The following is an 11,251-nucleotide window of genomic DNA, read 5'->3' as shown; positions in this document are numbered from 1 at the left end:
CAATCTGCGTCGCCTGTGCTTTCGCGCGCTCAGAAGCAAAAAGCAAAAGCGCAGGCAAGGATAACTGCTGCCCTGTGGCAGCCTAGTTCGAACCCCATGCGGCCTGCGTGGTCTTCTTAGGCGAAGCCTGGCTTGATACCCCAGGCCGGTGGGTTTGCCACCGCGCTTGTGTCATCATGCTCCGACCGCCGGTGAGTCTCCATTTATATGCCCTCTATGAACAGACCTTACGCATTGCTGCTTGCCTTCGCCCTGCTCCAGGGCTGCCAGAGCCTGGCCCCGCAAAAGGCCGAGCCCCCCGCCGCCGAAGCCGGCAAGCGCGAGGCCGAAAAGCCCATGGTGTATGGGTCGTTCACGCAGGACACACTCTATAGCCTGCTGGTGGCCGAATTGGCCGGCCAACGCAACCGCTTCGATATCGCCCTGGCCAACTACACCGACCAGGCCGCGAAAACCCAGGACCCTGGCGTTTCCGAACGGGCCTACCGCATCGCCGAATACCTGGGCGCCGACGAACCCGCCCTGGACAACGCCCTGGTGTGGGCCCGCAACGACCCGCAGAACCTCGACGCCCAACGCGCCGCCGCCATCCAGCTGGCGCGCGCCGGCCGTTACGATGACGCCATGGCCTATATGGAGAAGGTGCTGCAGGGCCAAGGTGATACCCATTTCGACTTCCTGGCCTTGTCTGCTGCCGAAACCGACCAGAGCACCCGCGATGGCCTGCTGCACAGCTTCGAGCGGCTACTGGCCAAATACCCCGACAACAGCCAGCTGATCTTCGGCAAGGCCTTGCTGCTGAACCAGGATGGCAAGGCCGAACAAGCCCTGGACCTGCTCGAATCGCACCCGCCACAAAACGGTGAAATCGCACCCATACTGCTGCGCGCGCGGCTGCTGCAAGCACTGGACCGTGGCCCCGAGGCCTTGCCGTTGCTGCGCAAGGCCATCCGCGACAACCCCGATGACAAGCGCCTGCGCCTGACCTATGCCCGCACCCTGGTGGAGCAGGACCGCATCGCCGACGCCAAGGGTGAATTCCTCAGCCTGGTCCAGCAGTACCCCGAGGACGACGAGCTGCGCTATTCCCTGGCACTGGTTTGCCTCGAGAACAAAGACTGGGACGAGGCCGAGAGCTACTTGCAGGAACTGGTCGAGCGCGACAGCAACACCGATGCGGCGCACCTGAACCTGGGCCGCATTCGCGAAGAGCGGCACGACCCTGCCGGCGCCCTGCGTGAATATGCCCTGGTAGGCCCAGGCCCCGATTACCTGGCGGCCCAATTGCGCCAGGCCGATATCCTGATCGCCAACGGCCGGGGCACCGAAGCGTCACGCCTGCTGGCCGAAGCCCGCGAGGCCCAGCCCGAGCAGGCCATTCAGCTGTACCTGATCGAATCGGAAAGCTACAGCAACAACAACAAGGACGCCCAGGCCAACCAGGTGCTGCAGCAGGCCATCCAGCGCTACCCCGACGACCTCAACCTGCTGTACACGCGCGCCATGCTGGCAGAAAAGCGCGACGACCTGGCCCAGATGGAAAAGGACCTGCGCGCCATCATTGCCCGTGAGCCGGAAAACGCCATGGCCCTGAATGCCCTGGGCTACACCCTGGCTGACCGCACCACCCGTTATGCCGAAGCCCACCAGCTGATCGACAAGGCCCACCAGCTGACCCCGGACGACCCCGCTGTGCTCGACAGCCTGGGCTGGGTGAATTACCGCCTGGGTAACCTGGACCAGGCCGAAGCCTACCTGCGCCAGGCATTTGCCAGCTTCCCCGACCATGAAGTGGCTGCCCACCTGGGTGAAGTGCTCTGGGCCAATGGCAAACGCCGCGAGGCCCGCCAGGTGTGGGCCAAGGGCTTCGAAGCCCAGGCCGACAGCCCCATTCTGCGCAAGACCCTTTTGCGCCTGACCGGATCCGAGACTCTCTAGACCATGCTATTGCGCCATTTCATTACCTTCTTCCTCATCGCCCTGCTGGCAGGCTGCGCCGGTTTCGGCAGCCGCGAGGCCCTGCAGGGCCAAGGCGACCCGCAACAATGGCGGGCCCATAAAGAACAGCTGACCCAGCTCGACGGCTGGCAGATCAATGGCAAGGTAGGCATCCGCGCCCCACGCGACTCCGGGAGCGGCACCCTGTTCTGGCTGCAGCGTCAGGACTACTACGACATTCGCCTGGCCGGCCCATTGGGCCGCGGCGCCGCACGCCTGACCGGTCGCCCGGGCGGCGTGGTGCTCGAAGTGGCCAACCAGGGCCGCTATGAAGCCACCAGCCCCGAAGCCTTGCTGGAAGAGCAGCTGGGCTGGAAACTGCCGGTGTCGCACCTGGTGTGGTGGGTGCGCGGGCTACCCGCCCCCGACAGCAAGAGCAAGCTCACCCTGGACGGCGACAGCCGCCTGGCCGGCCTGGAGCAGGACGGCTGGCAGGTCGAGTACCTGAGCTACGCCGAACAGAACGGCTACTGGCTGCCTGAACGCCTGAAGCTGCACGGCAAGGACCTGGACGTGACCCTGGTGGTCAAGGACTGGCAACCGCGCCAGCTGGGGCACTGAGTTCATGCCCACGCTGACCCTGCCTGCCCCGGCCAAGCTCAACCTGTGGCTGCACATCATTGGCCGCCGCGATGATGGCTACCACGAGCTAGAAACCGTGTTCCAGTTCCTGGAGCACGGCGATGAGCTGAGCTTTGCCCTGCGTGACGACGGCATTATCCGCCTGCACACAGACATCGCTTCGGTACCGCACGACAGCAACCTCATCGTGCGTGCCGCCCGTCAACTGCAGGCGCAGTCTGGCACCGCGCTGGGCGCCGACATCTGGCTGAACAAAGTGCTGCCCATGGGTGGCGGCATCGGGGGCGGCAGTTCGGATGCCGCCACCACCCTGCTGGGCCTTGCCCACCTGTGGCAACTGGGCTGGGGCGAAGACCGCCTGGCTGCCCTGGGCCTCTCGCTGGGCGCCGACGTGCCGGTGTTCGTACGCGGCCATGCAGCGTTCGCCCAAGGCGTGGGCGAGCAACTGACCCCGGTCGACCCGGAGCAGCCCTGGTACGTCGTGCTTGTGCCGCAAGTGTCTGTCAGCACAGCAGAAATTTTTTCGCATCCACAGTTGACACGTGATTCTCTCCCCCTTAAGATGCGCCCCGTTCCCGAGGGAAACAGTCGAAATGACTGCCAACCGGTGGTAGAGCAGAATTACCCGGAAGTTCGCAACGCGCTGAATTCACTGGGCAAATTCACAGAGGCTCGACTTACCGGCACTGGAAGTTGTGTGTTTGGGGCCTTCCCAAGCAAAGCCGAAGCTGATAAAGTTCTGGCCCTTCTTTCAGCGACCCAAACAGGGTTTGTGGCGAAAGGAAGCAATATTTCGATGTTGCATCGCAAGCTGCAAAGTCTGGTCAAGAAGTCGAGCGCATAAGCGTTCGCAGCAACAGATACAGGGGCGTCGCCAAGCGGTAAGGCAGCAGGTTTTGATCCTGCCATGCGTTGGTTCGAATCCAGCCGCCCCTGCCATTTTCCTTATACTCATCCAGGTATACCCTCAGCCTTCAGGTACTGCGCGTGTCCAAGATGATGGTCTTTACGGGGAACGCCAACCCCGATCTGGCTCGACGTGTGGTACGTCAGCTGCATATCCCTCTCGGTGACGTCTCTGTCGGTAAATTCTCCGACGGCGAGATCAGCACTGAGATCAATGAAAATGTCCGCGGTAAAGACGTTTTCATTATTCAGCCGACCTGCGCACCGACCAACGATAACCTGATGGAACTGGTAGTGATGGCCGACGCCTTCCGCCGCTCCTCAGCCTCCCGAATCACCGCCGTGATTCCCTACTTCGGATACGCCCGCCAGGACCGCCGTCCGCGTTCGGCACGTGTAGCCATCAGCGCCAAAGTCGTCGCTGACATGCTCACTGTCGTGGGTATCGACCGTGTACTCACCGTCGACCTGCACGCTGACCAGATCCAGGGTTTCTTCGATATCCCGGTCGACAACATCTACGGCTCGCCCGTACTGGTCGATGATATCGAAGACCAGCGTTTCGAGAACCTGATGATCGTTTCCCCGGACATCGGTGGTGTCGTGCGCGCACGTGCCGTCGCCAAGTCCCTGGGTGTCGATCTGGGTATCATCGACAAACGCCGTGAAAAGGCCAATCACTCCGAAGTGATGCACATCATCGGCGACGTCGAAGGGCGCACCTGCATCCTGGTAGACGACATGGTCGACACCGCCGGCACCCTGTGCCACGCGGCCAAAGCCCTGAAAGAACACGGTGCTGCCAAGGTTTACGCCTACTGCACGCACCCTGTCCTGTCGGGCCGTGCGATCGAGAACATCGAGAAGTCGGTACTGGACGAGCTGGTGGTGACCAACACCGTTCCGCTGTCCGCCGCTGCTCAGGCTTGTGACCGTATCCGCCAGCTGGATATCGCACCGGTTGTTGCTGAAGCGGTACGCCGCATCAGCAACGAAGAATCGATCAGCGCAATGTTCCGCTAAGCGGAACGCACGCTGACGAAAAGCGCCCCGCCCCAGCACCGTTGCTGGGGCGGGGCTTTTTTGCCATCCCCGTTGGCGCTGGTCGCAAACGCCCTCGGGGGGCTATTTTGGAGAAACAAAATGACTGATTTCACTCTGAACGCCCAAGCGCGTACTGACCTGGGGAAAGGTGCGAGCCGCCGCCTGCGTCACTCCGCCAGCATCCCAGCCGTTGTTTACGGTGGTGGTAAAGAAGCTCAATCCCTGACCATCGTGGCCAAGGAAATCGCCAAACTGTTCGAAAACGAAGCTGCCTTCAGCCACGTTATCGAACTGAACGTTGATGGCACCAAGCAAAACGTCATCATCAAGGCCATGCAGCGCCACCCGGCCAAGCAGTTCATCATGCACGCCGACTTCATCCGCGTTGTGGCTGGTCAGAAACTGACCGCCAAAGTACCGGTTCACTTCATCAACGAAGAAGCCCCGGTCAAGAAAGGCGGCGAAGTTTCGCACGTTGAGTCCGAGCTGGAAGTTTCCTGCGAAGCGAAGGACCTGCCTGAGTTCATCGAAGTGGACCTGGCCAACGCCGAAATCGGCACCATCATCCACCTGTCGGACCTGAAAGCTCCGAAAGGCGTAGAGTTCGTTGCTCTGGCCCACGGTGATGACAAAGCAGTTGCCAACGTTCACGCCCCGCGCGTTTCCGCTGAAGCTGAAGAAGAAGGCGCTGCCGAGTAATCCACTCGCACGCCGGTGTTGATCGGGTTACAGTGCCGCGCGCCCTGTAACCCAACAACCCCAAGGAAGAGCCCCTGACGTGACCGCCATCCAGTTGATCGTCGGCCTGGGTAACCCCGGCCCCGAATACGAACAGACCCGGCATAACGCAGGGGCTCTTTTCGTAGAACGCATTGCCAGTGCCCAGCGTGTTTCGCTCGCCGCTGACAAAAAATATTTCGGCCTGACGGCTAAGTTCAGCCATCAGGGCAACGATGTTCGCCTGCTCATCCCCACCACCTACATGAACCGCAGCGGCCAGTCCGTGGCGGCATTGGCCAATTTCTTCCGGATCAAACCGGAGGCCATCTTGGTGGCGCATGACGAACTCGACCTGCCGCCCGGCGTTGCCAAGCTCAAGCGCGGCGGTGGCCATGGCGGGCATAACGGCCTGCGCGACATCATCGCGCAGCTCGGCAACCAGAACGACTTCCACCGCCTGCGGCTTGGCATCGGCCACCCGGGTGACGCCAAACTGGTCTCCAACTTCGTCCTGGGCCGCGCGCCGCGCGCCGAGCAGGAGAAGCTCGACGCCAGCATCGATTTTGCCCTCGGCGTGCTGCCGGACGTGCTGGCCGGCGACTTCGCCAAGGCCATGCGCGAGCTGCACAGCCAGAAGGCCTGATTTCCTTTAGAGAGGGGAATACCCATGGGTTTCAATTGCGGCATCGTCGGCCTGCCCAACGTCGGCAAGTCCACCCTGTTCAACGCCCTGACCAAGTCTGGCATCGCGGCGGAGAACTTCCCCTTCTGCACCATCGAGCCGAACAGCGGCATCGTGCCGATGCCCGATGCGCGCCTGAATGCACTGGCGGAAATCGTCAAGCCCAACCGCATCCTGCCGACCACCATGGAGTTCGTCGACATCGCGGGCCTGGTTGCCGGCGCTTCCAAAGGTGAAGGCCTGGGCAACAAGTTCCTGGCCAACATCCGCGAAACCGACGCCATTGCTCACGTGGTGCGCTGCTTCGAAGACGAAAACGTGATTCACGTCTCCAACAGCGTCGACCCCAAGCGTGACATCGAGATCATTGACCTCGAACTGATCTTCGCCGACCTGGACAGCTGCGAGAAACAGCTGCAGAAAGTGGCCCGCAATGCCAAGGGCGGCGACAAGGAAGCCCTGGCGCAAAAGGCCATCCTTGAGCAATTGATCCCGCACTTCACCGAAGGCAAGCCTGCGCGCAGCCTGATGAAGAACATGAGCGCCGAGGACAAAGCCGTTATCCGTGGCTTCCACCTGCTCACCAGCAAGCCGGTGATGTACATCGCCAACGTGGCTGAAGACGGCTTCGACAACAACCCGCACCTGGACGTGGTGCGCGCCATCGCCGAAGAAGAAGGCGCGGTCGTGGTGCCGGTGTGCAACAAGATCGAAGCTGAAATCGCCGAGCTGGACGACGGCGAAGAAAAGGACATGTTCCTGGAGGCCCTGGGCCTGGAAGAGCCTGGCCTGAACCGCGTGATCCGCGCCGGCTACGAGCTGCTGAACCTGCAAACCTACTTCACTGCCGGTGTGCAGGAGGTGCGTGCCTGGACCGTTCGCGTCGGCGCTACTGCCCCCCAGGCTGCTGGCGTGATCCACACCGACTTCGAAAAGGGCTTCATCCGCGCCGAAGTGGTTGCCTACGACGACTTCATCCAGTTCAAAGGTGAAAGCGGTGCCAAGGAAGCCGGTAAATGGCGCCTGGAAGGCAAGGACTACATCGTCAAAGACGGCGACGTGATGCACTTCCGCTTCAACGTGTAAGCACGCCCTGTGCAACACCTGAAACCCTTGAGGTCAACGCCTCAAGGGTTTTTTCATTTCCAGGGCGCCTTCACCGCGTTTGCCCATCAAGGTCACCGGCTCAGAAGTCGCCTCGCAAGGTCAGCATGTAGCTTCGCGGTGTGCCGTAGGTAGTGCCGCGAGTCCAGTAACCGGTAGAGTCGAAGTACTTGCGGTCCAGCAGGTTCTCCACGTCCACGCCCACCGTCCAGTGCGGGTCCAGCTTGTAGGCGGCCCGGGCATCGAAAATGGCGCGGCCGCTGTTGCTGACCTCAATCGGCGGATCGTAGTAGTGGGACTGGGCAGACACGCCGCCGCCGATGCTGAAGCGGCTCCACTCCCCTGGCAGGGTGTAGTTGGTGTTCAGCCGCAGCATGTGCTTGGGCGTTTGCCCCGAGATCGGGCCGCCGCTTTCCGACTGCGTGGTGTTGTAGGTATAACCGGCAGCCACCTGCAGGCCAGGCAGCAGCTCGCCCGTGGCTTCGGCCTCGAAGCCTTTGCTGCGGCTGATGCCATCGCTGTTGATGAAGCAGCGGCCAGCGATGTCACCTGCGCACTTGCCATCGTTGGCGTAGTCCCGTGCGGCGACTTTTTCTTGCTCGATGTAGAACACTGCAAAAGACACGTTCAGGCGTTTGTCGAGCAGCTCGCCCTTGATGCCAGTCTCGTAGTTGGAGCCTACGGACGGATCCAGCATCTTGCCGTCGACGGTACGGGAGCTGGCCTGGGGCATGAAGATGTCCGCATAGCTGGCATACAGCGACCATTTGTCGTTCAGGTCGTAGATAGCACCCACGAAGGGCGTGAACTCGTGCTTCTGTTCATTGGTGCTTTTCGAGTCTTCGCTGGAGGTCTCGGTCTTGTACCAGCTCAGCCGCCCACCCAGCACCAGGCTCAGGTCTTCGGTCATGTGCAGGCGGGCGTTCAGGTAGGTGCCATAGCGCGTATCGAAGGTGTCCTGCTTGTAATCCCACCCCTGGCGTGCCAGCTCGGGCACGTTGTTGTGGTCAGGCCGGTAGACGTTCAGCGGGATGGGGCTGTCCAGTGCCTGGGAGACCTCTTTATCGTTCATGTTGCGCCTGGACCAGTTGGCCCCCAGCGACAGTTGATGGCGCAGGCCGAAGGCCTCGAAGTCGCCGTCCACATGGCCGTCGACGGCATTGGCCGTGACGTCGAACTTGTGATAATTGACGTCGTTTACCTTGGGGCCGGTGGGGCTGCCATAGGCCAGGGTGTCTTCGGCGTCCCATTCGATGGCGCTGCGGTTGTAGCTGCTTTCGGAATGGGAGAGCGCCAGCTTGCCGGTCCAGTTGTCATTGAAACGGTGGTTGAGGTCGGCGAACACTTCATCGGTGCGGCTCTGCAGGGTGGCCCAGTCCTGCCCCAGGAACGTCGAGCGCTTGAGGTGCGGGTTGCTGGCATCCGGGTTGTTCGGCAGGCCCAGCACGCTGTAGCCATCGATGCGCGAGGTTTGCCGACGCAAGCCCAGCGCAACGGTTGTGGCGTCGCTCAGGTCGCCTTCGACGATGCCATACAGCAATGGGCGCTTGGACTTGGTCACGTCGGTGAAGTAACCACGGTCCTCGTAGGAGGCGACCATGCGGCCGCGCAGGGTGCCCTCAGGGTTCAGCTTGCCGCTGGCGTCCAGGTCCAGGCGGTAGTTGTCCCACGACCCCGCCCGGGTGATGACCGTAAAACGTGGGTCGGCAGTAGGGCGTTTGCGCACCAGGTTGACCGCGCCGCCCGGGTTACCCGCGCCAACCAGCAGCCCGGCAGCACCGCGCAGCACCTCTACCCTGTCGAACACCGCCATGTCCGGGATCATCCACCCGGTGTAGGCGTACGCCTGACCGGCCACGCCGTCGACCATGTAGCTGTCGTCGGTCAGGTCAAAGCCGCGAGAACTGAAATGGTGGTTCCCGTAGCCCCGGTTGGCCCGGGTGATGCCGGTGGTCTGGGCCATCACCTGGTCAAGGGACACCAGGTTCTTGTCATCCATCAGCTTGCGTGTCACCACAGTCACGGACTGCGGCGTCTCACGGAGCGTCTGCGGGATTTTGCCGATGGTCACGGCGCCAGTGGTGTAGGAATTTGTGAACTCGGTGGTCTCCCCCAGGCCCTGGCTGTTGATGTTGGTGGCGCCGAGTTCCAGTGCACCTTCCGCGTCCACCGCAGGCACCACGCTGAAGGTGCCGCTGCCGGTCACGATGGCCTGCAGGCCGCTGCCGGCAAGCGCCTGCTGCACGGCCTGCAACGGGCTCATCTGGCCCTGTATGGCCGGCGCCTGCTTGCCGGCGACCAGCGCCGGGTCCAGGGACATCACCTGTCCGCCCTGGCGGGCGATGGCATTGAGGGTTTGCGCCAGGCTGGCGGCCGGTAGATCGAAGCGCTGCTGCTGTTGCACAGAACCTTGCGCCCACACGTGGGCCGCGGGCGCGGTGGCCAGGGTGATGGCGAGGGCAAGGGGCCAGGGTTTGAACACGTGAAGACTCCTGAATTTTTGCTGTTGTCAGGAGGGAGGTGGGACGAAACCCAAAAAGCGGACACGAATCATAAAAATTTTCATTCGAGCAGGGGCAAGGTTTTTTGTCTGCGTGTTCACCGCGCTTCGATCACTGTCACCCACCCGCCGAAACGCCTCACCCGGATAGGCATGGTTTCCTCCAAAGCCGCCAGGGTTCGCTCACTGTCATCCAGCGGAAATACGCCCTGCACGCGCAGCTGACGTACCTGCGGGCTGACGCGGATCACACCCGGGCGATACGGGCGAAGGGCGTCGACGACAGCGTCCAGCGGCTCGTCCAGCACACTGAGGTGGCCCTCAAGCCAATCGGCGCGGTAGGCCTGGCTGCCCTGCAGGGGCTCGATGCGCTTGGTGGTGAGCAAGGCCGCTTGCCCTGCTGCAAGGTCGAGCCAGGCCCCCCCTGGCAGCGATGCTCGCACGGCATGCTCCAGCACCACCACACGGGTGGCGTCAGCCTGCTGCTCGACCAGAAAACGCGTACCCAGTGCGCGCGCATCACCTTGCTCACTGCGCACGATAAAGGGCCTTGAAGCATCGGGCGCCACCTGTATGACCAATGCGCCGCGATATAGTCGCAACAGGCGCTGCCCGGCCGTGAACTGCACATCCACGGCCGTGCCTGCGTTCAGGCTCAGCCGGCTGCCATCGGGCAGCATGAGGGTACGGCGTTCGCCAGTACCCGTGCGCAGGTCAGCGGTCAACACCCGGCCACCTTCACTGCGTACCCCCAGCCACAGAGCCCCACCCACTACGCCCAACCCGCCGATACCGCGCAACACCTCTCGCCGGCCAATCGATGGCTGCAGCAGGGTATCCCGCAGGGCATCGGGCGCCTGCCGCGCCACCTCGTAGTGCTGGCCCATGCCCCGCTGCAACTGTTCCCAGGCCTGGGCATTGGCGGGGTCCTGCGCCAGCCACTGGTGGAACTGGGCCTGCTGGCGGGCTTCGTCGCGGCCCGAGCGCAGCCGCACCATCCAGGCGATGGCCTGCTCGGCAGCCGGGCCAAGTGCGGTGCGGCTCATGGCTGTGCGCCGCTGAGGTAGCACTGGCGCAACGCCTGGGTCATGTACCGCCCGACCGTGCGCTCGGACACCCCCAGCCGACGGCTGATCTCGGCATAGGGCAGCCCATCCAGCTGGCTCAGCAAAAAGGCTTTTTTTACCACCAAAGGCAGCCCGGCCAGGCTGTGATCGATCGCGTGCAGCGCCTCGAGCAGCAGGTGGGTTTCTTCTGGCGAGGGCGCCAGCGCTTCTGGCAGCAGCATCAGCCGCTCCAGGTAGGCTTGCTCCAGGCGGCGGCGCCGGTGGCGGTCGAAGATCAGCCGACGGGCGATGGTGGCCAGGTAGGCACGCGGCTGCTCGATGGTCGCCGGGTCCACCCGGGCGGCGATGATCTGGCAGAAGGTTTCGGCCGCCGTGTCCTCGGCATCCGGGCGGTTGCTCAACTGGCGCCGAACGTGCTGCAACAGCCAGCGGTGGTGGTCACTGAAAAAGAAACCCAGCTTGCGGGTATCGGATAGAGACACGGGCGAAACCAGAGGTGAATGAGAATGCATCGCATCTTATAGATAGCGGGGTTGAAGTGCCAGCGTCCATGAAGCTGCTGACGCAACAAGCAACATTGGCCCGAAACAAATGTAGGAGCGAGCGCAGCTCGCGATGCGCCGCGCGGGCGGCGCTCGGTCTGATAGG

10 protein-coding genes and 1 tRNA gene are annotated in these 11,251 nt (G+C 62.7%); 8 read left to right on the top strand and 3 right to left on the bottom strand.

The features are described 5' to 3' along the window. Positions 1-216: 216 nt before the first annotated feature. From APH25_RS14835 to ychF, 8 genes are all read left to right on the top strand, one after another. Positions 217-1,938 carry a tetratricopeptide repeat protein gene (locus APH25_RS14835; protein WP_060482445.1) on the top strand — a complete coding sequence of 574 codons (1,722 nt, stop codon included), beginning with the start codon at positions 217-219 and terminating at the stop codon, positions 1,936-1,938. 3 nt (positions 1,939-1,941) lie between these two features. After that, positions 1,942-2,559, top strand: coding sequence for a lipoprotein insertase outer membrane protein LolB (gene lolB, locus APH25_RS14830; RefSeq protein ID WP_060482444.1), 618 nt, complete (start codon positions 1,942-1,944; stop codon positions 2,557-2,559). A gap of 4 nt (positions 2,560-2,563) precedes the next feature. Beyond that, the gene (ispE, locus tag APH25_RS14825; RefSeq protein WP_060482443.1) at positions 2,564-3,424 is read left to right on the top strand and encodes a 4-(cytidine 5'-diphospho)-2-C-methyl-D-erythritol kinase; all 861 of its coding nucleotides are present in this window, start codon (positions 2,564-2,566) and stop codon (positions 3,422-3,424) included. Positions 3,425-3,444: 20 nt separating this feature from the next. Beyond that, positions 3,445-3,519: transfer RNA gene (locus tag APH25_RS14820), tRNA-Gln, on the top strand. 48 nt (positions 3,520-3,567) lie between these two features. Further along, positions 3,568-4,509, top strand: coding sequence for a ribose-phosphate pyrophosphokinase (locus tag APH25_RS14815; RefSeq protein WP_003247410.1), 942 nt, complete (start codon positions 3,568-3,570; stop codon positions 4,507-4,509). A gap of 120 nt (positions 4,510-4,629) precedes the next feature. Then, positions 4,630-5,229, top strand: a complete 600-nt coding sequence (locus APH25_RS14810; RefSeq protein ID WP_028631691.1) for a 50S ribosomal protein L25/general stress protein Ctc — start codon at positions 4,630-4,632, stop codon at positions 5,227-5,229. 79 nt (positions 5,230-5,308) lie between these two features. Continuing rightward, on the top strand, positions 5,309-5,893 hold the full coding sequence (pth, locus tag APH25_RS14805) for an aminoacyl-tRNA hydrolase (RefSeq protein WP_028631692.1): 585 nt from the start codon (positions 5,309-5,311) through the stop codon (positions 5,891-5,893). 24 nt (positions 5,894-5,917) lie between these two features. After that, the gene (gene ychF, locus APH25_RS14800; protein WP_028631693.1) at positions 5,918-7,018 is read left to right on the top strand and encodes a redox-regulated ATPase YchF; all 1,101 of its coding nucleotides are present in this window, start codon (positions 5,918-5,920) and stop codon (positions 7,016-7,018) included. A 100-nt stretch (positions 7,019-7,118) separates the two neighbouring features. On the opposite strand, the gene APH25_RS14795 is transcribed toward ychF, so the two are convergent. The 3 genes from APH25_RS14795 to APH25_RS14785 form a co-directional block, all read right to left on the bottom strand. After that, positions 7,119-9,518 (bottom strand): TonB-dependent siderophore receptor, encoded by a 2,400-nt coding sequence (locus APH25_RS14795; RefSeq protein WP_060482442.1) that lies wholly within the window; start codon positions 9,516-9,518, stop codon positions 7,119-7,121. A 116-nt stretch (positions 9,519-9,634) separates the two neighbouring features. Beyond that, the gene (locus tag APH25_RS14790) at positions 9,635-10,582 is read right to left on the bottom strand and encodes a FecR domain-containing protein (protein ID WP_060482441.1); all 948 of its coding nucleotides are present in this window, start codon (positions 10,580-10,582) and stop codon (positions 9,635-9,637) included. Further along, positions 10,579-11,115, bottom strand: coding sequence for a sigma-70 family RNA polymerase sigma factor (locus APH25_RS14785; RefSeq protein ID WP_060482440.1), 537 nt, complete (start codon positions 11,113-11,115; stop codon positions 10,579-10,581). Before APH25_RS14785 ends, APH25_RS14790 begins: the two co-directional genes overlap by 4 nt. Positions 11,116-11,251 lie beyond the last annotated feature (136 nt).

Source organism: Pseudomonas sp. NBRC 111119 (genome assembly GCF_001320125.1).
Lineage (GTDB): Bacteria > Pseudomonadota > Gammaproteobacteria > Pseudomonadales > Pseudomonadaceae > Aquipseudomonas > Aquipseudomonas parafulva.
This window is presented reverse-complemented; position numbering and strand designations above follow the sequence as displayed.